Source organism: Flavobacterium sp. ACN2, from assembly GCF_002303885.1.
In the GTDB taxonomy this organism is placed as follows: Bacteria; Bacteroidota; Bacteroidia; order Flavobacteriales; family Flavobacteriaceae; genus Flavobacterium.
In genome coordinates this window covers 129,991-152,805 of sequence record NZ_MRCM01000017.1, presented here as the reverse complement: position 1 = coordinate 152,805, position 22,815 = coordinate 129,991, and the positions used below count along the sequence as shown (strand labels likewise).

At 33.3% G+C, this 22,815-nt stretch carries 22 protein-coding genes; 9 read left to right on the top strand and 13 right to left on the bottom strand.

Annotation, left to right across the window (positions count from 1 at the left end):
• Positions 1-234: 234 nt before the first annotated feature.
• Positions 235-1,569 (top strand): tRNA (N(6)-L-threonylcarbamoyladenosine(37)-C(2))-methylthiotransferase MtaB, encoded by a 1,335-nt coding sequence (gene mtaB / locus BSF41_RS19160; RefSeq protein ID WP_095931104.1) that lies wholly within the window; start codon positions 235-237, stop codon positions 1,567-1,569.
• A gap of 158 nt (positions 1,570-1,727) precedes the next feature.
• On the opposite strand, the gene BSF41_RS19155 is transcribed toward mtaB, so the two are convergent.
• The 8 genes from BSF41_RS19155 to BSF41_RS19120 form a co-directional block, all read right to left on the bottom strand.
• A complete protein-coding gene (locus tag BSF41_RS19155; RefSeq protein ID WP_095931103.1) occupies positions 1,728-2,234 on the bottom strand; it encodes a hypothetical protein in 507 nt (168 codons plus the stop codon).
• Between the two features lie 110 nt (positions 2,235-2,344).
• Positions 2,345-3,061, bottom strand: a complete 717-nt coding sequence (locus BSF41_RS19150) for a 3-ketoacyl-ACP reductase (RefSeq protein WP_095931102.1) — start codon at positions 3,059-3,061, stop codon at positions 2,345-2,347.
• A gap of 114 nt (positions 3,062-3,175) precedes the next feature.
• Entirely contained in the window at positions 3,176-3,763 is a 588-nt protein-coding gene (locus BSF41_RS19145) for a phospholipid scramblase-related protein (RefSeq protein WP_095931101.1), read from the bottom strand.
• Between the two features lie 53 nt (positions 3,764-3,816).
• Positions 3,817-5,979: a VWA domain-containing protein gene (locus tag BSF41_RS19140; RefSeq protein ID WP_095931100.1), complete on the bottom strand. Its 2,163-nt coding sequence runs from the start codon at positions 5,977-5,979 to the stop codon at positions 3,817-3,819.
• Positions 5,980-6,049: 70 nt separating this feature from the next.
• Complete coding sequence (locus BSF41_RS19135; RefSeq protein ID WP_095931099.1) at positions 6,050-7,015, bottom strand: hypothetical protein; 966 nt, start codon at positions 7,013-7,015, stop codon at positions 6,050-6,052.
• A gap of 2 nt (positions 7,016-7,017) precedes the next feature.
• Positions 7,018-7,518: an RNA polymerase sigma factor gene (locus tag BSF41_RS19130; RefSeq protein WP_095931098.1), complete on the bottom strand. Its 501-nt coding sequence runs from the start codon at positions 7,516-7,518 to the stop codon at positions 7,018-7,020.
• Between the two features lie 268 nt (positions 7,519-7,786).
• Positions 7,787-8,623 carry a hypothetical protein gene (locus BSF41_RS19125; RefSeq protein WP_095931097.1) on the bottom strand — a complete coding sequence of 279 codons (837 nt, stop codon included), beginning with the start codon at positions 8,621-8,623 and terminating at the stop codon, positions 7,787-7,789.
• A 29-nt stretch (positions 8,624-8,652) separates the two neighbouring features.
• On the bottom strand, positions 8,653-9,147 hold the full coding sequence (locus tag BSF41_RS19120) for a hypothetical protein (protein ID WP_095931096.1): 495 nt from the start codon (positions 9,145-9,147) through the stop codon (positions 8,653-8,655).
• Between the two features lie 228 nt (positions 9,148-9,375).
• Between BSF41_RS19120 and BSF41_RS19115 the strand changes: the two genes are divergently transcribed.
• The 3 genes from BSF41_RS19115 to BSF41_RS19105 all read left to right on the top strand — a co-directional run bounded on the left by BSF41_RS19115 (position 9,376) and on the right by BSF41_RS19105 (position 12,500).
• Positions 9,376-10,254 carry a PPK2 family polyphosphate kinase gene (locus BSF41_RS19115; RefSeq protein ID WP_095931095.1) on the top strand — a complete coding sequence of 293 codons (879 nt, stop codon included), beginning with the start codon at positions 9,376-9,378 and terminating at the stop codon, positions 10,252-10,254.
• A 252-nt stretch (positions 10,255-10,506) separates the two neighbouring features.
• Entirely contained in the window at positions 10,507-11,556 is a 1,050-nt protein-coding gene (locus BSF41_RS19110; RefSeq protein WP_095931094.1) for a sensor histidine kinase, read from the top strand.
• Between the two features lie 230 nt (positions 11,557-11,786).
• Positions 11,787-12,500, top strand: coding sequence for a LytTR family DNA-binding domain-containing protein (locus BSF41_RS19105; RefSeq protein WP_172426940.1), 714 nt, complete (start codon positions 11,787-11,789; stop codon positions 12,498-12,500).
• Between the two features lie 2 nt (positions 12,501-12,502).
• Here the strand turns inward: BSF41_RS19105 and BSF41_RS19100 are convergent, their stop codons facing one another.
• Together BSF41_RS19100 and BSF41_RS19095 are read right to left on the bottom strand one after the other, a co-directional pair.
• On the bottom strand, positions 12,503-13,438 hold the full coding sequence (locus BSF41_RS19100) for a DUF6268 family outer membrane beta-barrel protein (protein ID WP_095931093.1): 936 nt from the start codon (positions 13,436-13,438) through the stop codon (positions 12,503-12,505).
• Between the two features lie 172 nt (positions 13,439-13,610).
• Positions 13,611-14,129 (bottom strand): hypothetical protein, encoded by a 519-nt coding sequence (locus tag BSF41_RS19095; protein ID WP_095931092.1) that lies wholly within the window; start codon positions 14,127-14,129, stop codon positions 13,611-13,613.
• Between the two features lie 189 nt (positions 14,130-14,318).
• Between BSF41_RS19095 and BSF41_RS19090 the strand changes: the two genes are divergently transcribed.
• The 3 genes from BSF41_RS19090 (at position 14,319) to BSF41_RS19080 (ending at position 17,999) form a co-directional block, all read left to right on the top strand.
• Positions 14,319-15,701, top strand: a complete 1,383-nt coding sequence (locus tag BSF41_RS19090; protein ID WP_095931091.1) for an MATE family efflux transporter — start codon at positions 14,319-14,321, stop codon at positions 15,699-15,701.
• A gap of 95 nt (positions 15,702-15,796) precedes the next feature.
• Complete coding sequence (locus BSF41_RS19085) at positions 15,797-16,024, top strand: hypothetical protein (protein ID WP_095931090.1); 228 nt, start codon at positions 15,797-15,799, stop codon at positions 16,022-16,024.
• A gap of 37 nt (positions 16,025-16,061) precedes the next feature.
• Positions 16,062-17,999: an LTA synthase family protein gene (locus BSF41_RS19080; protein ID WP_095931089.1), complete on the top strand. Its 1,938-nt coding sequence runs from the start codon at positions 16,062-16,064 to the stop codon at positions 17,997-17,999.
• Positions 18,000-18,124: 125 nt separating this feature from the next.
• Here BSF41_RS19080 and meaB read toward each other — a convergent pair whose 3' ends face one another.
• The 3 genes from meaB to BSF41_RS19065 form a co-directional block, all read right to left on the bottom strand.
• Positions 18,125-19,219, bottom strand: coding sequence for a methylmalonyl Co-A mutase-associated GTPase MeaB (meaB, locus tag BSF41_RS19075; protein ID WP_095931088.1), 1,095 nt, complete (start codon positions 19,217-19,219; stop codon positions 18,125-18,127).
• A 265-nt stretch (positions 19,220-19,484) separates the two neighbouring features.
• A complete protein-coding gene (locus tag BSF41_RS19070) occupies positions 19,485-20,126 on the bottom strand; it encodes an NAD(P)-dependent oxidoreductase (protein WP_095931087.1) in 642 nt (213 codons plus the stop codon).
• A 57-nt stretch (positions 20,127-20,183) separates the two neighbouring features.
• A complete protein-coding gene (locus BSF41_RS19065) occupies positions 20,184-20,591 on the bottom strand; it encodes an Rrf2 family transcriptional regulator (protein ID WP_095931086.1) in 408 nt (135 codons plus the stop codon).
• A gap of 293 nt (positions 20,592-20,884) precedes the next feature.
• On the opposite strand from BSF41_RS19065, the gene BSF41_RS19060 reads away from it, so the two are divergent.
• Together BSF41_RS19060 and BSF41_RS19055 are read left to right on the top strand one after the other, a co-directional pair.
• Entirely contained in the window at positions 20,885-21,796 is a 912-nt protein-coding gene (locus BSF41_RS19060) for an AEC family transporter (RefSeq protein ID WP_095931085.1), read from the top strand.
• A 304-nt stretch (positions 21,797-22,100) separates the two neighbouring features.
• A complete protein-coding gene (locus tag BSF41_RS19055; RefSeq protein WP_095931084.1) occupies positions 22,101-22,739 on the top strand; it encodes a peroxiredoxin in 639 nt (212 codons plus the stop codon).
• The last annotated feature ends 76 nt before the right edge of the window (positions 22,740-22,815 follow it).

Here is a 22,815-nt window from a genome sequence, read left to right as displayed (position 1 = left end):
TTTAATCGATTATTTTGTCATTTAATTCTTATCAGAGCATTAAAATTTCAAGAATATCAGGCTCAGATTTTTTTTTAATAAAAATAGAAAAAATTAGCTTTCGAATGTTTCTAAATTAACATTAGTGTCAAATTATTGATTCGAAGTAAATTAATTGCTTTCTTTTGATGAATATTGTTCGTAAATTTGCAGCCTTAAATTTTTTGACAACGATTTCATTAATTTAAGCAGATTATGGAAAACAGAAAAAAAGTTGCCTTTTATACGCTGGGTTGTAAACTGAATTTTTCAGAGACTTCTACAATTGCCAGAAATTTTAATGACGAAGGTTTTGACCGCGTCGATTTTGAAGAAATAGCAGATATTTATGTCATTAATACTTGCTCTGTAACAGAAAATGCAGATAAGCAGTTTAAGCAGGTAGTTAGAAAAGCAATGAAGCTGAATGAAAAGGCCTTTGTTGCTGCTGTTGGATGTTATGCACAATTAAAACCAGAAGAATTAGCGGCGGTTGATGGTGTTGATTTGGTCTTGGGCGCAACAGAAAAATTCAAAATCACAGACTATATCCATGATTTGAGCAAAAACGATATGGGCGAAGTTCACTCATGCGAAATTGCTGAAGCCGATTTCTACGTAGGAAGTTATTCTATTGGAGACCGTACCAGAGCATTCTTAAAAGTTCAAGACGGTTGCGATTATAAATGTACCTATTGCACAATTCCGTTGGCAAGAGGAATTTCTAGAAGTGATGCTTTAGAAAATGTACTAAAAAATGCCAAAGAAATTTCGGCTCAAAATATCCGTGAAATTGTTTTAACGGGTGTAAATATTGGTGATTACGGAAAAGGGGAGTTCGGAAACAAAAAACACGAACATACTTTTCTAGATTTAGTTCAGGCTTTAGATAAAGTAGAAGGAATTGAGCGTTTAAGAATTTCGTCTATCGAACCGAATTTATTGAAAAACGAAACGATCGAATTTGTTTCTAAAAGCAGAACTTTTGTACCGCATTTTCATATTCCGTTGCAATCAGGAAGCAATGATATTTTGAAATTGATGAAACGTCGCTATTTGCGTGAAGTTTATATTGACCGTGTCAATAAAATTCGTGAAGTAATGCCACACGCTTGTATTGGTGTCGATGTGATTGTTGGTTTTCCTGGAGAAACAGATGAACACTTTTTAGAAACGTATCATTTCTTAAATGAATTGGATATTTCGTATTTACACGTATTTACGTATTCAGAAAGAGATAATACCGAAGCTGTTGATATGGAAGGCGTAGTTCCTTCAAATGTTAGAGCAAAGCGCAGTAAAATGCTACGCGGTTTGTCAGTTAAAAAACGTCGTGCTTTTTACGAAAGCCAGTTAGGAACAAACAGAACAGTTCTTTTTGAAAGCGAAAATAAAGAAGGATATATTCATGGGTTTACTGAAAACTACGTAAAAGTAAAAACACCTTGGAATCCAGAATTAGTAAATACTTTGCAAGAAATCAATTTGACAAAAATAGACGAAGACGGAAGTGTTCGTTTGGAGTTTTTGAATAAATTGGCGGAAGCTTAAAAAATATACTCAAAGATTTGTCATCCGAGGAACGAGGAATCACACTCGAAACTCTACAAAGATTGACAATTATAACATACGGAATTACTAGTGTGATTCCTCGTTCCTCGGAATGACAAAAAAAAGCCTCTTATTAGAGGCTTTTCTGTTTTTATAAATTATTCATTTTCCTGAACAACCAATTTCAAAGAATTAATATAATCGGTATCAAATTCTATAACTCGAATTTTTTCGGGATTAAAACTTAATTCTCCTCCAAACTGACCTTGCGTATCTAAAAAATCGATAGTCAATTCTTCCTCATTTAATTCGATTAATTTTCCTAGATAAGCAGATTTAGATGATTTTTTTGCAATCTGAAAAATGCCATATTTCTCAGAAATAAATTTAATAATCGAAGCCAAATCTTTAATCGGGATAATATCATCCGAATTAATTTTTAATCCTTTCATCCGAATTACTTTTTCTGTGAAAGCCAAATCGTGATCTCGGTTTACGGCTTCAATGTTTTTATTTCTCAAAATAACAAAACCATCCAAAATAAAATCTACAGGATTATTTCGAAGCAAAATCCATTCATCAGAATAATCAATAAGAAATCCGGAGAAAATCTGTTTTTTATCCTGAAATTCTATTTCGACCAATTGTCTTAAATATTGTTCCATCATGTTTTTTTAAATTCCAATAATTTAGTTCCAAATTCCAATATTTAAATTCCAAACTCCAATTACTTTGAGATTGGAATTTGGAATTTCAAAAATTTAGAATTTATTCTTTATGGGTTAGTAGACCAGATGCTGCTATTTTTAATAAACACTCTTCTGTTCAGTTTTAATTGAGCAATGATTAAATCTGCCATGTCTTCAGACTGCATTACTTTTTCTGGGTTTCCATCAGTTAAGTTTAAGTCTTTTGCCATATCAGTTGCGACAGTACTTGGTGTTAAGGCCGTAACACGAATATTGTGTTTTCTCATTTCCTGCATCAAAGAATCAGTTAAACCTAAAACTGCAAATTTAGAAGCACTGTAAGCACTTGTCAAAGCGTTTCCGTTTAATCCAGCAGTTGATGAAATATTAATAATATCTCCAGTTTGTCTTTCGATCATATTTGGGATAATGGCACGAGTTGTGTAATAAGTTCCCATTAAATTTACCTGAATAATTCTTTCCCAAGCTTCTGGCTCTAATTCTAAGAATTTTCCAAAAGAAGCAATTCCAGCGCTATTGATTAAAATGTCAATGCTTTTAAATTCTGCGATAGCTTTTTCAACAGCAGAATTGATAGAACTGATGTCAGAAACATCGGCAGACAAAGCCAAAGTTTTTACACCCAGTTTAGCAGTTTCTTCTGCCAGCTGATCAATATCACTTTTTGTTCTCGAAACTAAAATTAGGTTTACGCCTTCTTTGGCCAAAGCAATTGCCACAGCTTTTCCTATTCCTTTTCCTGCGCCAGTAATAAAGGCATTTTTATTTTTTAAGTCGGTCATGATTGTGTTTTTAGAAATGCAGAAAGCATCATTTTAAGTCTTACAAAAATAAGGTTTTGAAAACTAAAATGATGCTTTAAAAGATATTCTTAATCTAAGTTTAACAACTTTCTGTTATTCTTTCAGAACCATGTCTATACACATTACGGCTCCTAAAATTAACTGTCTCAACGGACTATCGGCTGCTACTGTCTCTTCAATTTGAAGTACATAATTATCGGCACTTGTAAAAAACTCTTTTCCTAATCCAGCCCATTTTTTATTTACTTGCGCTAATTGTTTGCCTTCATGAGAGAATTTAAAATCCCAACCGGTCCATTTTCCTTGAAGCGTTGCAACTGGTTTTTCGTTTTTATCTAGGATATCAAACTTTCCTCCAATAGAAAAGAATTTTTGTTTGAAAGTTCCAACCAAACGATCTTTTTCGTCCAAAACTTCAACAGTAGATCTAAAGATGGCAACACCTCTTCTTACTGTTATTAATTTTTCTCCAGAAGCAGTTGTAATTTCAACATTAAACGGAGTTGCTCTTTTATAATCTGTAAAACGAAATACTTTGGTGAAAAAACCAAGATTGTTTTCTCGGCAGTTCATTATAATTTGATTGGTTTCTGGATGATAAATATCGTAATTGTTTGCGGCTTTGAACATTCCAACATGTTCTTTTACTAAAAATAGATTTTGGCTTAAAATAGGATTCATACGTGTGTAAAATAAGTTTTAAAAATAAAGCCGCAAATGTAATATAATTTTTATTAATTGTGCAGTTTCGAAGTTTCAACTAAACGAATAAATTCTGCTTTGTAACCTTCGCCGTCGTTTGAATTTCCTTGTTTTGCTAGTTTTATAATTTCTTTAGAAGATTTGTCCGCAATTAGTTTTGAATCTCTCAATTTCAAACCAAACCAAGCTACGGCAGAACTAAATTTCATATCATCACTTGCTTTCTCTAAATTCACCGATTTGTTTTCGATTACCTGAACCATTTCGATGCTTTTATCGCCGTCAGGCTTTTTGTAACGGAATTTTATTGTAGCCAATTCATTGCTGTAATTAGTAGAACTATTTTCGGTTTTAGTGTATTTTAAAGCATCTGGCTGTTCGGCTAAATAATCACTTTTTACTCCAGCCGGAATAATTTCATACAAAGCTGTAACCGTATGATTGCTGCCTAATTCTCCTGCATCAATTGCATCATTTTTAAAATCTTCTGGACGCAATTTTCTGTTTTCATAGCCAATCAATCTATACGCCTGAACTTGTTTTGGATTAAATTCAATCTGGATTTTTACATCTTTCGCGATAGCAAACATCGAACCTTTGAATTCTTTTCCTAAAAAACGATTGGCTTCTTGAATGTTATCGATGTAGGCATAATTTCCGTTTCCTTTGTCAGCCAAGATTTCCATTTTGCTGTCCTTGTAATTTCCCATTCCATAACCTAAACAAGTTAAGAAAACGCCTGTTTTTCTTTTTTCTTCAATTAGTTTTTCCATATCAGAATTAGAAGAACTTCCAACGTTAAAATCTCCGTCGGTAGCCAAGATTACTCTGTTGTTTCCACTTTTAATGAAGTTTTCAGTTGCAATTTTATAGGCTAATTCAATTCCTGCTCCACCGGCTGTACTTCCTCCAGCTTGCAAATTATCCAAGGCATTAATAATTGTTTTTTTCTCATCTCCAGAAGTTGGAGGCAAAACCATTCCCGCAGCACCAGCGTAAACTACAATCGCTACTTTGTCTTTTGTTCTTAATTCGTTAACCAAAATTTTTAATGATTGTTTTAGCAAAGGCAATTTGTTCATGTCTTCCATAGATCCAGAAACATCAATCAAGAAAACCAAGTTTGAAGCGGGTAAATCCTCAGTTGGAATGTTTTTTCCTTGTAAACCAATTTTCAAGATTTTGTTATTGGAGTTCCAAGGCGAATCGCTCACTTCGGTATTGATCGAAAATGGATGTTCGTTTTTGGGTTGCGGATAAGTATATTTAAAGAAATTAACCATTTCTTCTACACGAACGGCATCTTTTGGAACTTGCTGTCCGTTGTTTAAAAATCGTCTAATATTCGTATAAGAAGCATTATCGACATCTATAGAAAAAGTAGAAAGTGGCGCTGTTTTCGGACTTTCAAAAGCATTTTCTACAAAAGCATCATAATCTTCCTGAGTTGGTTCAGTCGGAATTGGCATAATGTTTAATTTTTTGTCCAATTCTTTTTCAGAAAGGTTTTTGTAGATTTCATTTTTGGTTGAAATAATTACAACACCATTTGAAGCTTTGCTTCCATAAATCGAAGTTGCCGCTTGGTCTTTTAAAACCGAAACATTATCAATATCATTCGGATTAATTTTTGCCATTTGATTGGCTTTTGCAGGAACTCCATCAATAATGTACATAGGTTCGTTTATGGGTGAAATTGATGCAGTACCGCGAATAGCAATTGGAGCTGGCATAGCAGAATATGCGATAGAATTTTGAGTTTGAATTCCTGCAACTTTTCCTTTAAGTGCTTGCTTAGCATCTTTTTTCTCTCTTTTTCTTTCAGCACGAGCATAACTTCGGTCTTCGTATTCAGAACTGGAAGTTCCATAGCCAACAACTACAACTTCTTGTAATTCAGCATGACTACTTTTTAGTTTAACATTGATAATATTTGAAGATTGTACATAAAAGGTTTGAGTATCCATACCGATGTAACTAAAAACAAGAGCGTCTCCCCTTTGTGCCTGAATAGAATATTTACCATCAAAATCGGTTTGGGCATACTTTTTAGTTCCTTTAATATTTATTTGAACCCCCGGAAGCGCTAGGCTAGATTCATCTGTAACTGTTCCTGTAATGGTTCTTTCTTGTGCCATGGTTACGAAACATATAAGCATAGCAATGGCTGATGAAATAAGTTTTAGACTTTTCATGATAATAAGTTTTAAGATTAATGTTTTGATTTTGCTTTGTCAAAGCTGCAGACTTTGACAAAGCATAAGATTATTTTTTCGGAGCTGGTTTTCCGTTTTTAGTAGTAATAATAAGAACTCCTTTTTTTCCTCGTTCGCCATATTTAGAAGTAGCTTCGAGGTCTTGTAAAATAGTTATTGTTTTAATTTCCTGTTTGTCTAAAGGCGCATAAGGACTTGTTGGGTTTTTACCAAATAAATCTTCTTCAGAGTAATAGATGCCGTCGATAATGTATAGAGGATCGTCTAGAACTACTAGAGACTCAACATTTTCAGGCTGTAAATTAGACATTTCTGCTTGCATCATTTTATCTCTTTTAGCATCGTCACTGTGTGCCATCGCATTTCCGTTAAGAATTACCAGAGGAGCATTTTTCTTAGCTTTTTGAGCGGGTGCGGCTGCGTAAGCAACTTTAGCAGATTGTCTGTTTTTTGTGTCTAGATAACTTCTTTCTTCAAAAGCATCTTTTTTTGAAGAACTAGCATCTTCTTCATCAAAACTTTCACTTATTGCAACTTTTGCAGGAATAGTAGCTTCTGCTTCAATTTTTGGTGTTGCAACAGCTTGAATTGGTTCTGCTTTAGGAATTATTGTTTCTTGAATCGCAACTCGTTCTTTGTTTTTAGTTTGATTTTCTAAAATTTTAACCGCTTCTTCATTAGAAACTATTTCTGAATCTGAAGAAGTAATTTCCACTTTTTTATCTAAAATTGGTTTTTCCAATTGTTTGATTTCTTTTGCATCAAAAACCACTTTTGGCGTTTCTGTTACAGTTTCTTTATCTGCATGTAAAAATTGATATCCTAAAGAAATAAGTAAAAGAAGAGAAGCCGCAATTGCAATTTTCTTCCATAAAGCGATTGTTTTTTTATCTTCTTTTTTGTCCAGTTTTTCTTCAACACGCGACCAGACTTTTTCCATTCCTGGAAAGTCTTGAAACTCGGCTTTTTGCGAAGCTTCTTTTATTTTATCGAATAATTTATCTTGATTGTCCATGACTATTTTGCTTTTTGATAATACAGTTTATTAACCAGTTCTTTCAGTTTGGTCTTAGCGGCATTCAGTTGTGATTTTGAGGTGCCTTCAGAAATCTTTAGCATTTCGGCTATTTCTTTATGAGAGAAACCTTCAATAACAAAAAGGTTAAAAACAGTTTTACAGCCGTCAGGAATGTGGTTTAATAAATTAAGTAGATCTTCTTCTTCCAACGTATTCAGTTCATCGACAGAAGGCTGAGAAATCAGCTTTATGTCGTCTAAATACATGTTGAAGTTGGTTGCTTTTCTAATACTTGCCAAACAATGATTTACAGTTATTCGTCTAGCCCAAGCTTCAAAAGCATAAGCTTCTTTTAATTGATCCAGTTTGGTGAAAATAGTAAAGAAAGAATCGGCTAACGCTTCTTCAATTTCTTCTTCCTTTTTTAAATATCTTTTGCATAGGCGGTACAACTTAGGCGCCATGTATTCGTACACCTCACGCTGGGCGTCGCGGTGCATTTTTTTACAGTTTGCTATTTGAGTCTCGTTTATCACAATTGTTGTCTTTCTTGTATAGAGAGATAAAAAGATAAAAAGGTTGGGATGGGGGTGAAAAAAATATTAAAATATTTTTTTTGGGTTCAAAGTTACAAAGTTACAAAGCTACAAAGGTTTTATTGTAGAGACGCACTGCAGTGCGTCTACGCAAAGAATATCAAATTATGGATTCTCTCATGTTAGACGCACTGCGGTGCGTCTCTACGTTAATATTGTAATCGAATAGCTTTTACTTAATCGGTAATGTCAATTTATAGATTTTCGTTTCTAAAAGCTCTGTGTCATTGTCTTCGCAAAGCAAAAACTCGATTTTATTATTTTCTTTTTTGTATAAAGTTAGACCTTCAAATTTATTGGTTGCCGTAATTTTTTGAGTGAAATCTATTTTCATCGTTTTAACGTCTATTCTTCCAATGAAACTTCCTAAGATTGCACCATCATCGTAAGTTGATTTGGTATCTTCGGCAGTTGAAAGGAAATAGATTTTATCATCGACCAAAACAGCATCGGTAAAACTGGAGCGAACGCCTTTTATTTTTGGCAGTTTGTAATTGACCGAAATCAGCGCAAATTCTTCTCCGAGATTTTTAGCGTGAATGGTAAAAATGGTGTTTTTGTTAGTGGCCCCATTTCCTCGATTGAATAAATACCAATTTTCTCCATCAAAAATAGCGCCTTCCAGATTAAAATCTTCGGGTTTTATTTCTCCGAAATTCTGCATAACCCCGTACAAATCGACTAAATTATTCTTTTGTAAAACCGTTTTCGATTTAATATCAAATTCAATCATTTTATTTCGGTTTTCGGTTGAACCAGAACCAAAAACATACAATGTGTCGTTATGATGCGTTAGGGATTCAAAATCAGGTTTTAGATTTTTCGGAATATTTTGCGTCGGATTGTCAATTAAAGCGTGTTGATTTAATTGCTGATTCTGCATATTGTATTCGTAAAGGAATCCGCTGTTGTCGCCAATTACATAAAGTGCATCGTTATTGTAAAATAATCCTGATGCAGAACCGATTCCGATAATTTGAAATAATATTTCTAAGGTGAATTTTTCCATGAAATGTTGTTTTGAGAGCTTCTGTTATTTTATTTTTTTTGTTTTACTGATTTTGAGTTATTAACTAACTCCATTGTCGCTTTATTTACAGCTTCACTTATTTTTATTAAAGAGTTTGAAACAATACATTCTGCAACACTTATATAGACTAAATTATCGTCGTCTGTCAAAATTTGATTATCCCAATCGGCTTGGCTTGAACTGTTCATCCCGTAGATTAAATATACAGGAGTTCCTTCGCTATAAAGTCTAACAGTTATTTCTACAGCTCTTTTGATAATTGCTTTTTCGATATCTTTCTGTTTCTCTGCATATTCAATTCTTGAAACACATTGGTATAGGGAACAGAATTTTACATTTTTCTTTTCAGGAATAAGACCTCTTGTTCCTTCAATTGACTTTAAATCCTCGTAACATTTTCCATATACTTTAATTAAAGCTTTTTCAGGATTTGAGTAATTTCCATCTTGACAGTAAGACTTATTTAAGAAAAGTAAAAATACAATTAGAAATATCTTTTTCATTATGAATTTGAAATACTTGAATTGTTATTTTGAAAATGAATGTCTAGCCCTGATAGAAATGGAAATACTTTGAAAAGAAATTGCATTTTTTCCTGACATAAGAAAGCGACCAACGGAAGCTCTTGTTATGGCTTTGGAAAAAAGCAGTTTATTGAAAAGTATTGCAATGAATAGCAGGAATATGCTTCGTAAAATTACTATATTTATAAGACAAAAATTGAAAAAGATATGAAATCAATAGATCCGAAAGATTTTAAAGTTGTAGATAAAATAAAGCTTAAAGAAATTCCAACTGTTTTGAATGTCAAAGCAGATGATGACGAAAAAGAAGAAAAATTAGATAAGGTACAAGCCAAATTAAGCGATTTGCAAGACGTAATGTACGCACACAACAAATACAGTGTTTTGATTTGTCTGCAAGGAATGGATACTTCGGGGAAAGATAGTTTGATTCGTGAAGTTTTTAAGGAGTTTAATCCGCGTGGAGTAGTGGTGCATAGTTTTAAAACGCCCACTTCAACAGAACTGGAGCATGATTATTTATGGCGCCATTATATTGCGCTTCCAGAAAAAGGGAAGTTTGCCATTTTTAATAGAACCCATTATGAAAATGTTTTGGTAACCCGTGTGCATCCTGAATATGTCTTGGCCGAAAACTTACCAGAAATTAATTCTGTAGAAAATATTACGCCTGATTTTTGGAAAAATAGAATTGAACAGATTAATAATTTTGAAAAGCATATTTCTCAAAACGGAACAATCGTAATGAAATTCTATCTGCATTTGAGCAAAGAAGAACAGCGCCAGCGTTTATTGCGTCGTTTGGAGGAAGAAAAACACAATTGGAAATTTTCTCCAGGCGATTTAAAAGAACGCGGTTATTGGGATGAATACATGAAGTATTATGAAGACGCAATCAATAAAACATCGACTTCGCATGCACCATGGTATATTGTTCCTGCAGATGACAAAGAAATGTCACGCTATATTGTAGCAAAAATTATTTGGGAAGAAATGAAAAAGCATACCGATATTAAAGAACCTGAGTTAGACGAAAAAACGGCTGCCAATATTGAATTGTATAAGAAAGAATTAGGAGAGAAGTAATGGAACAATTGAGATAATTAGTCAATTTGATAATTTTTTGAACCCCGATAAGTTTTGAAAAACCTATCGGGGTTATTTTATATTTATATCTGAGAAAATTTTAAACTGTTTTGCAAATACCATTGGTCAAAACAAAAATGCAGTTCGTCAAACTAATTTTAATAGTGCTTGTGGTTTATGCTCCTTTGTTATTTGTTTCAAAAAATATAGGACTATTTTTGAAGTCAAATTTTCTCAATAAATTAACTATAAATGATTGCAATCAGTAAAAATAGGCATTGGATATTTTTAGTCTTTTTTTGGAGCTTGTTAGGTATCACGATTTGGGCGCAGATGATCGAAGATTACGATTTTTTGACCGCTACGATTCAGGCTGTTTTAGTTTTGTTTTGTTCTGCTGTTTTAGCTCATATTTTAAGTGATGTTATACTGCCCAAAGCGCTAAAACAAAATAAAATGAGCTGGTTTGCGGTACAAAGCGTTTTTGTTGTAATGCTTTTGGGGTTTTGTCTGTCATTGATTTATATTGTTTTTTCTGATTCGGTTTTGAGAAGGAAAGCATATCCTGAAGCAGCAGATGTAGATTCTCTACAATTTTTGTGGGCACGATTTTATGGCAACATTCCGTCAGCGATTTTAATTTGTGGTACTGCTTGCGGACTTCGATTTTATCAGGAACATAATGTCATCGAAAGAAATCATGCACAATTACAGCAGGTTCATTTAGAAGCACAAATTAAGATTTTACAAGATCAGATCAATCCGCATTTAATGTTTAATGTGTTAAACCATATTCATATTCTGATGCAAAGCAATGTAAAGTTAGCTTCAGATTTATTGGTTCAGTTTTCGGATATTTTGAGGTATCAATTGTACGAATGCAATAAGGAATATGTGCCTCTGCATCTTGAAATTAAATATTTAAAAGATTTAATTGCTGTTGAAGAAACCAGATGGGGAAATGAGCTAGAGGTTAAAAGTAAATGGAGTATTGAAAATGGACAGCTTCAGATTGTGCCTTTGCTTTTGGTTCCGCTAATTGAAAATGCTTTTAAACATGTTTCAAGGCTTCCGAACCAAAAAAGATATGTGCATTTGTCCTGCAAACAGCTCAACAATCAATTGAGTTTTAAAATCGAAAACTCTTATACAGAGCAATATAAAATATCTTCAAAAAATCAAGGATTAGGTTTGGAAAATGTAAAGAAAAGGCTGGAAATACAATATCCAGGAAAACACAATTTAAACATCCATAAAACCGATTCTGATTTTACTGTTGAAGTGACTCTAGATTTGAAATGATTTTTTGCCACAGATTATATTTTTTTGCCACAACTCGAGCGATAGCGACAGGCGAAGCAATTGCACGAATTAACGCGAATTTTTAATCTTGAAAATCTCAACATATTGCTTTAGTTATTAGCGTCCTTTTATAAAACTAAAACTTTGCGAACTTTGCGTAAATCTTTGCGCTCTTTGCGGTTAAAAAACAAATCTGCGTGAAAAAAACACCAAACCAGAAACAATAAACTATGAACATGAAATGTCTCATTATCGATGATGAACCCATAGCAAGAAACGGAATAGCAGATTTTGTTTCTAAAATTGATTTTCTAGAAACCGTAGCGACTTGTGCTTCGGCTCTAGAAGCGACTTCATATCTTGAGGAAAGAGAGATCGATTTATTATTTCTGGATATCAATATGCCTTATTTATCGGGATTGGAGTTTTTAGAATCTTTAGAGAATCCACCTTTAGTAATTTTTACAACTGCTTATTCAGAACATGCTTTAGACGGATACCGACTTCAGGTTGTAGATTATTTATTAAAGCCCATTACATTTCAGCGTTTTTATCAGGCTTCGTTAAAAGCAAAGCAATGGCATCAAATGATGAATTCTCCAAAACAAAGTCAATTAGATCCCTTTTTGTATGTACGTCAGGAAGAAGGATTTCAGAAAATTTCTTGGATCGATATTTTATATATCGAAGGAATGCAAAATTATGCTAAGCTTCATTTTAAAGATAAAGTGCTAATTATTCATCAAACGATGATATCATTAGAAGAAACACTTCCTGCAGAAATTTTCTTTAGAATCCATAAATCATTTCTGGTAAATGTTACACATATAGATTCTATTTCTGGCGGGCGATTATTTATAAAAGGACAAGAACTACCTATTTCAAGAACTCGAAGAGAAGTATTATTGAAAGAGGTAGTGTATAAAAACTTGTTAAGCAGATAGCTCTAGAATTTCCATTTTAGAGCTATTGCTCCATAAAAAGTAGTAGTGAATCTTGGATCTGCAATATCTTTTTCTTTAAAGATTTCTTTAATTTTTCGGTTCGTCGTCGAAAAACTTCGAACAAGAGTAGTTCCGCCAGTTGGTTCTAAAATCCAATGTTTTCCAAATTTCATCTGAGGTCTTAAGCCTGCAATTATCTGCTGATATCCGAGTAATGTAGATTTATTTCCAATTTTGGTTTCAGCTGTCATTCCGCTTAATTCAGCTACTGCTTTTAAGTCAAAATGATCAGACATTCGATAGCCTATTTCTACGCCTTCCGGAAAAGCAACCTTAAAATGTAAAGCTCCAGTAGATTCCCAGTTAAAATAAATTCCAGGAAGCACCATTGGAACACCAAAACTATTAGTCAAAACAGGACCTGCACCCAAAGCCAGTTTAGGGTTAAATTGTTTGATAAAAAGAATTCCCCCTTGAATAAGGACATCATCTTTATTAATTTCGACCATGTCTGTATAAACACCAACGGAAGCCATTATTAATAAAGACCATGAAGAAGAAATGGAACGTAAATGCTTAACTCCAATTTGCGTATTGAGTAATTCATTCGGAAATCCGCCTTGAAATTCTACTGGTAGATCTTGAATATTGTAATTTCTGTTTTCCATTTTGGCGTAACTGCTATTAAAAAATACAGACCAGAGTTTTGGATGATCGTATTTATCCATTTTTATAGATAGGGGTACTTCAAAAGCGATCTGTGATCTTTTAAAATTGCTTTCGGCATTTGTTTTCGTACTGTCCAATGGCCTTACATATTTAGAAAAAGGGACAAAATCGAGTTTAAATTCGCCTGAAATTCCCGATTGTGAGCGTGCAGCAACTGTGGCAAGTAAAAAAAGTAAAAGTTGCGATAGATAAAAGATTGTTTTGTTCATGATTTGATTAATTTTTCTGCGAATTACCGCGTTCCAAATCAATCCTGAAAAATCATTTGACTACTTGCACTTTTGTTTTGACCAATGGTATGTTGTAAAAATAAAAAACCCGACAGACTCTTGAGACCGTCGGGTTTTTACCAAAAACAAAATAATAAATTAAACCTATTTTTTATAGTTTAAAACCATAAGCAACACGCAATGCTACTTGATTGGTTCTAAAATCATGATAATCTTCGTAACGAACACTTAAGTCGATGTACTTGTTGGCATAACCAATTCCTGGAGCCCATAAAAAAGTTGTTTTATCGTAACCATTTGTTACCGCAAAACCAGCACCCAGTTCTCCTAAAACATAAAATTGATCTTTTAAGACAAAAGCTTTAAAACCTGCTTTGGCCGGAATAAATCCAAGATCTTTTATGTTGTTTCCAAGGTCATCTTTTCCCATAAATAGGTTTGTAAATCCCGTTGTTAAAGTCAAAGATGTTTTCTTAGAAAGATCATATTGTAAACGAACGTCTCCCCCAAGAGCCCAGTCGTAATCACCGTCGGTAGGTAATCCTCCATTTAATCCGACTCCTAATCTAAAACCCTGATCGTAATTTTCTACTCCGCTCTCTTGAGCAAAAGTGGTGTTGGCAAATAAAAACGTGAACGCAGCTAGGCATAACATCTGTAATTTTTTCATGGCTTATATTTTTGAAATTTCTATGTTGTAAAATTATATTGGAGGCGTTTGGAGTTTGTTATACAATTTTTAAAAATCGTTACATAATATTGAGTTCGTCTTATTTTTGTCTTAAAATTGGTATATATTTTTATTGATAGGATAGAATTCGAAGCTTCTGACTATCTTTGCGCACAAAATAGAATAAAAGTGAATTTAAAGCAGTACACCAAAGAGTTTTCGTATAATTTAAGACTAGCATATCCCGTAATTTTGGGTATGGTCGGGCATACTTTAATTGGTATTGTTGATAATATAATGGTTGGTAAAATTGGAAGCACAGAATTGGCGGCAGTTTCACTGGGTAACAGTATGATTTTTATTGCGATGTCTTTAGGAATTGGATTTTCTACAGCTATTACGCCAATCGTTGCCGAAGGTGATGCGGAGAAAAACGATACCAAAATTCGTTCTGCCTTTCATCATGGATTATTTCTATGTACAATTCTAGGATTGGTACTTTTTACCGTTATCATGTTTGCTAAACCAATTATGGAATTGTTAAAACAGCCAGAAGATGTTATTGTTCTTGCAAAACCTTATTTAGGATGGGTAGCTTTTTCTTTGATTCCGCTTGTAATGTATCAGGGGTATAAGCAATTTGCAGACGGAATGTCTTTGACCAAATATTCTATGTATGCGATGGTAATGGCAAATGTGCTTCACGTAGGTATAAATTATGTTTTGATTTACGGAATCTGGATTTTTCCAAAAATGGGAATTATTGGCGCAGCATTAGGAACCGTAATTTCGAGAATATTTTTGGTAATGTTCATGCATATTATGCTTTCGCGAAGAGATGATTTAAAGCGATTTTTTAAAGGTTTTAGTTTTAATGAAATCAAAAAAACTATGATCAAAAAAATTATCAGTATCGGATTTCCTTCTGCAATGCAGATGCTTTTTGAAGTGGTTTTGTTTACCGCTTCGATCTGGCTTTGCGGGAACATCGGAAAAACAAGTCAGGCTGCCAATCAGATTGCTTTGAGTTTGGCTTCGATGACTTTTATGTTTGCAATGGGATTAAGTGTAACTTCTATGGTGCGTGTAAGTAACCAAAGAGGACTGATGGATTATAAAAAACTGATTGTTGTTGCCCGTTCTATCTTTTTGCTTGCTATAATATTAGAGACCGTATTTGCAATTTTCTTTATTATTTTCCACGATTATCTTCCATACATTTTCTTAAATATGGAAAATACAGGGCAGATTTTAGATAACGAAGAAGTTATTGGCATTGCTTCAAAACTGCTTTTAATTGCAGCTGTTTTCCAGATTTCTGACGGAATTCAAGTTGTTGTTTTAGGCGCTTTACGCGGATTACAAGACGTAAAAGTTCCAATGTACATTACTTTTGTAGCCTATTGGGTTATTGGTTTTCCGATTTCCTATTATTTAGGAGAACACACAGAACTGAAGGCGCAAGGAGTTTGGGTCGGACTTTTGGCAGGTTTGACTGCAGCGGCAATTTGTCTTTATATTCGTTTTCATTACTTGACAAAGAGATTAATTGCGAAATCAGATATAGAATAATTAAATTTGAAAAATATATTTCACTGATTTTGAAGATTAAAACAAGAGAAATCGGTTAAAAAAATAATAATCAATTACTAAAAAAATAAACACATATGGAATTACCTAAATTTTTACTTGGAGATAACACAGATTTTCCAGACGATATTTTTATCATTCACTTAGATTATCCAAGATTTATAATCAATTTGAAAGATGATGAGGTGGAGTTTTTAGAAGAAGCTGAAGATCTTGACGAAGCAGAATTAAATGCCGAAATGGAAGATTTAATTGAAAAAGCAAATGAGTTTTATGACAGAGAAATAAACCGTTACGAAGAGTAATTTGTTTGTCTGATTTTACGTTCTTATAACTATCTTAATGAAAAACTTACGTTTCTTAAAACCGATTTTTAGTTTCATCGCAATCGGATTATTGATTACAACTCTAAGTCGAGTATTTTTATTTTTTCTTTTTAAAGAAAGAGTAGTTCAAACGCCAGATTTCTGGTATATTTTTCCAATCGGTCTTCGAATGGATTTGATATTACTTTGTTATTTGTCGTTTCTTCCAGCATTACTAATTACCTTTTTGCCGAATAAATGGCTAAAATTTACCAATAAGTTTCTGGTAATATATAGTTTTCTGTTTCTGTTTTTAATTCTTTTTGTAGAATTAGCTTCGCCAGATTTTGTAAAACAATATGATACACGTCCAAATAAGATTTTCTTAGATTATCTTATTTATCCAAAGGAAGTAGTGGGAATGCTTTTAAAAAGTTATCTGACTTCTATAATCGTAACATTCCTAATTTTAGGAGTTGCGCTTTATTTTGCTGTCAAAAAAGGAAAGCAATTATTCTATACTTCAAGTGCAGAATACAAATTCAAGTTAATGATATTTCCATTAGTAGCTTTTTTATTGTTTTTTGGAGCACGTTCTAGTCTAACTTCAAAACGTCCTATTAATGCGAGTAATGCTGTTTTTTCTACCGATCAATTAACAAATGCTCTTGGATTAAATTCATTTTATACGGTTGCTTTTGCTGCCTATTCAATCAAAAATGAAGGAAATACAAAAATGTATGGAAAAATGGATGAAGCCGAAGCTATTGCTCGTGTAAAAAAATACATGATCGCAGGGCCGAAGGATTTTACCGATGCTGAAATTCCGTTTTTGCATGTCCAGCAACCAGATTCTTTATTGAAGAAACCTTACAATTTAGTAATCTTTTTGCAAGAAAGTTTAGGCGCAGAGTACGTTGGAATTTTAGGCGGAAAACCATTAACGCCAGAATTTGATAAATTATCTAAAGAAGGAACATTATTTACTAATTTGTATTGCACAGGAACCAGAAGTGTTCGCGGAATTGAAGCAGTAGTAACTGGATTTTTGCCTTCGCCATCTGAAAGTGTCGTAAGATTAGGAAATTCACAGCAAGGCTTTTTTACCTTAGCAGATGCTTTAAAACAAAAAGGGTACGACACCAGTTTCATTTACGGAGGAATGGCCAATTTTGATAATATGGCTTCATTTTTTAATGGAAATGGTTTTCAAGATATTGTTGATCAAACCGATTTTGAATCTGATGGGAATAAATATGCTTTTAAAGGAACTTGGGGATATTCTGATGAAGATTTGGTAACCAAAGCCAATCAGTATTTTAAATCAAAAGGAGATAAACCGTTCTTTTCCTTAATGTTTTCGACTTCTAATCACGAACCTTTTGAATATCCGGCAGGAAGAATTAAACCTTATGATAAAAAACCTAACACGGTAAATAATGCCATGAAATATGCCGATTTCTCTATTGGAAAATTCTTTGAAATGGCAAAAAAAGAGGATTATTTTAAAAACACAATTTTCATTGTAATCGCAGATCATAATACTAGAACATACGGCAAAAATTTAGTTCCAATAAATAAATTCCATATTCCAGCATTTATTATGGGGCCGGGAGTTCCAAAAGGAGCAGTTTATGACAGACTAGCAAGTCAAATTGATATTCCGCCAACATTGTTAGGGTATTTAGGAATGCCTTTTGAAACCCCAATGGTAGGACGCAACTTGACAAAATTAGATTCAAAAGTGCAAGGAAGATCTATTATGCAGTTTAATGACATTAATGCATTTAGAGTTGAGAATCAAGTTGTGATCATGCAGCCCAATTTGAAACCATTACAATTTGAAATCAAAAATGATACAACTTTAATTCCAGTTAAATTAAACGAAGATTTAGCAAAAGATGCCTTAGCGCATGTTATTACAGCAGGGAATTTGTATAAAGAGAGTAAGTATAAGCTGAGAGCCAAGAAATAAAGATGCTAAGGTACTAAGTTGCTAAGCTTCTAAGTTTTGTCACATTGAGCGAAGTCGAAATGCTATATGGTTCTCGACTCCGCTCGAACAGACAAGAAACCTTAGTAACTTAGAAGCTTAGTATCTTAGAACCTTTTTTTAAAATATAATTTTAATAACTCAGAAGCAGCGGCAAAAGATGAAATTTCATTGTTTTGCACTGCTTTTTTGTTTTCTTCCAATAATGAAATAATTTCAGGGAGGTTATAAAAATTCTGTTTCAATTGCTCATTGATGGTTTCCATCATCCAAAAATGATTTTGTTCGTTTCTTTTTTCTTGGAAAAATCCTGATTCTTTTGTCAATTCTAAATAATTAGAAATCGTACTCCAAACTTCGGGAATTCCATCTTTTGTTAGCGAACTGCAAGTGGTTACTTTAGGTTGCCAATTTGATTTTTTTGGAGGAAATAAATGTAAAGCACGATTAAACTCTAATTTTGCCTGATTGGCTTTTTTTATATTGTCGTCGTCTGTTTTGTTGATCACGATAGCATCAGCCATTTCCATAATACCTCGTTTGATGCCTTGGAGTTCATCGCCTGCACCAGAAATTTTTAAAAGTAAAAAGAAATCGACCATACTGTGAACAGCAGTTTCACTTTGGCCAACACCAACTGTTTCTATAATTATAGTATCAAAACCTACGGCTTCACAAAGAATAATCGTTTCTCGGGTTTTTCGAGCCACTCCACCTAAAGTTTCTCCAGAAGCACTTGGCCTAATAAAAGCATTTTCATCTTTAACCAATTCTTCCATTCTGGTTTTGTCACCTAAAATACTTCCGTGCGAAAGGGAACTGCTTGGATCAACGGCCAAGACCGCTACTTTTTTTCCAAGTTCAGTTAGATGTTTTCCAAAAGCTTCAATAAAAGTACTTTTTCCAACACCGGGAACTCCAGTAATTCCAATTCGAATTGATTTATTGGCATGAGCCAAACAGCCTTGAATGACTTCGCCAGCTTTTTCAAAATGATCTGGATTAGTGCTTTCGATTAAAGTAATAGCACGGCTTAAAGAAGTTCTATTGCCGCCTAAAATACCATTAATTAATTCTTGCGAAGAGGGTTGCTGTCTGCGTTTATTTTTAATTTGATTGATAGCCAAAATATTGGTGATTTCGGGAGGTGAAATTCCAGCTTTTTCAGATATGCTACCAGTTTGTTTATTAGAATTTGACAAAACGCACTTTTTAGAAATGTAAAAGTACAGAAAACAAAGACAGTTTCAAAAAGTTAGTTTGCCACGACCCGAGCGATAGCGAACAGGCGAAGCAATTACACGAATTTCCGCTAATTTGTTATTCTCAAAAGGAGTAAAAAAAAGTTTGCCACGAATTCACGAATTTTCTTTTTAAAATCTTTATCTAATATTATTCGAATTAATTCGAAAAAAATAATCTCAAAGATTTTAAAAAGAAAATTCGTGAATTCGTGGCTGAAGAAAATTAATATCCAGCTGTAAAGCGTACTTGATGATGTTTTGGAGTTTCTACTTCATCAGCAATTACAACCGCTAAATCTTCTACAGATAAGATACTTCTTTGCTCATCATTGAAAACCGGATTTTCTAAACCTAAACGGTATTTTCCAGTTCTACCTGTTTTAGTTCCAGCATGCATTTCAAAAGCAGGACTAAAAAATGCCCAGTCTAAATCTTTTACTTCTTTTATGATATTTAAATAATGTCTTGCAGCATTCGCACCTGGGAAAATCTCTTTTGGAAAATCTGGAGTGTCAACCGCTTGTAAATCTGGAGCAACATATAAACTTCCTGCACCACCGATAGTGATAAAACGTTTAACCCCCGATTTTTTAACCGCTTCCTGAATAGCTTTAGATCCCGCTAAAAAGTCATCGTAAATATTCGGGTTAGTCCATCCCGGATTATAAGCATTAACCACAACATCATGACCTTTTAAGATCTCTGCCAAAGCATCAACATTAAAGATATCTGCAGCAACCCAAGTAGCGTTTGCTGTGTCTTTTGGAGTTCTTGCGATAGCAGTGATTTCGTGTTTTCTGTCTGCTAATTCGTTTAAAATTGCTGAGCCAACAAATCCTGTAGCTCCGATAAGTGCGATTTTCATAATATATAAATTTATTTAGTAATAAAAAATGTTACAGTTTAGGTTAAAAAAATAGTTTTAAAATTGATTCGAAAAATCTTCCAATGAAATACCTTCCAGCTGTAAGCTGACTTTCTGATTCATTTCGCTGTATAAATTCTCCAAATGCTGATTGATGTTTTTTCCAACAGGACAATCAGGATTCGGTTGGTTTTTAGCAAAACCTAAACCAATAGTTTCAAAGGTCATTTCGAATATTTGTTTTAAAGTCAGTTCGGCAGCATTAACCGCCAATTTTGTACCGCCATTTTTTCCTTCTTTACTTTCTACAACATGATGTGCTTTTAGGTTGGCAATTTCTTTTCGAACCAAAACAGGATTTAAATTAATACTTCCCGCAATAAACTCCGATGATAAATAATCATTAGGGAATTTATGCAGCAGAGTGAGAATGTGAATCGTTATGGCAAACTTACCTGAAATCATACTGTAATAAAATATGTTACAAATTTACATCTTTTTGTAACACAAAATACTAATTTAACTTTTTTTTATTTATTAGTGATTAGTAACTAGTTCTTAGTAATTAGTCTTGAGCTTTTGATACTTTGTAATTATTACTTTTGCATAGTAATTAGTAAAATCTATTAATTGTAAGCGGAAATGGTAGGAAAAAAGAATTGTGAGCATTAATTTTAAATTCTAACAAATTGATTCCTAAAAAAAAGTACTAACAACTAATCACTAAAGGCTAGTTACTAATTACTAAAAACCAATTAATGAACAACTTCATTCTAATATTTCTCTTTCTTTCACTCGGATTGATTTTACAGCGAGTAAAACAATTCCCGACTCATATTTACAAAACGCTCAATAAAATTGTTATTTATTTCTGTCTTCCGGCGATTACTTTATACCATATTCCGAAGATAAAATGGAGTAGCGAATTACTGTTTCCGATAGGAGCAGGGTGGATTACTTATATTCTGGCTTTTATTTTTTTTCATTTTTTGGGAAGAAGAAATGGCTGGTCGAATAAACTGATTGGATGTTTGATTTTGACAGCAGGATTAAGTAACAGCTCATTTCTCGGATACCCAATTATTGAAGCTTTGTTTGGTAAGAAAGGTTTAGAAACTGCCGTTTTGGTAGATCAGCCCGGAACTTTTGTTGTGGTTTCAACACTTGGTGTTTTTACAGCCGCTTTTTATTCTAAAGGAAGCCCAGATGCTTTCGGTATTTTTAAAAAGATTATTTTGTTTCCTCCTTTCATAATGTTTGTTATCGCTTGTTTAATGAATATTTTTCGAGTTGATTTAAATGAAAATTTTCAATCAGCACTATTAAAAATTGGAAGTTTGGTAACGCCTTTAGCCTTGCTTTCGGTTGGTTTGCAGTTAACTTTTGATAGAAAAAGTCAGCATTGGAAATTTTTGCGATTGGGGCTTTTCTTTAAACTGCTTTTAATTCCTTTTGTGATTTTTGTGCTGTATGTATTTATTTTTGACCAGCATTCTGAAGTCATAAAAATCACTATAATGGAAACTGCTATGGCCCCAATGATAACCGGTGCAATCTTAGCCTCAACATACGGATTAAAGCCAAAATTAAGCAGTATGATGATTGGTTTCGGAATTCCAATTTCCTTTGTAACGCTTGCTGTTTGGTACTTTGTGGTAAGTTTTATTTAATCTCTTACTTGTTTTTTAATCTCGCAAAGACGCCAAGTCGCTAAGTCTTTTCTTTTTAAGTTTTTCTTTTTTTTAGTTTTTTATAAAACTTTGCGTCTTTGCGACTTTGCGAGCAATTTTACTATGAAAAAGAGGCTTATAAAATAATTCAGTAAACATTACAAAATCTATATTTTTATGTGTTAAAATCAGATTAAAACACTAACTAGATAGAGAATGTAGAATTTTAACTTTTTTTTACCTTTTGAATGTTTTCTAAATGCATTTTTTAGTTAATTTTAGATGAACTAAAAAAATATAAATTATGTCAACATTAAGATTAGGCGATATAGCTCCAGATTTTCAGGCAGAAACCACACAAGGACCAATTAAATTTCACGAATGGTTAGGAGATTCTTGGGGTGTTTTATTTTCTCATCCAGCAGATTTTACTCCTGTTTGTACTACTGAATTAGGAACTGTAGCGAACTATGTTCCAGAATTTCAAAAAAGAAATACTAAGGTTATTGCTTTGAGTGTAGACGGTTTAGACTCGCATAAAGAATGGATTAAAGATATTAACGAAACTCAAAATACAGAAGTAAATTTCCCAATTATTGCCGATGAGGATAAAAAAGTAGCAAATCTATATGATATGCTTCATCCCAATGCAAGTGATAAATTCACAGTACGTTCTGTTTTTGTTGTCGGTCCAGATAAAAAAATCAAATTGACTTTGACATATCCAGCTTCTACAGGAAGAAATTTTGATGAATTACTTCGTGTAATTGACAGCTTACAATTGACAGCGAATTACAGCGTTGCAACACCAGCAAACTGGAAAGATGGAGAAGATGTGGTAATTGCACCAGCAATTCCAGATAGTGACATTCCAGCAAAATTCCCGAAAGGACACACGCCAATCAAACCTTATTTGCGTTTGACGCCGCAGCCGAATAAGTAGTTTTTGAGGTTCTGAGATACTAAGATGCTAAGGTTCTAAGTTTTTTTTTCTTAGAATTTTAGCTTTTTTGTTTTTA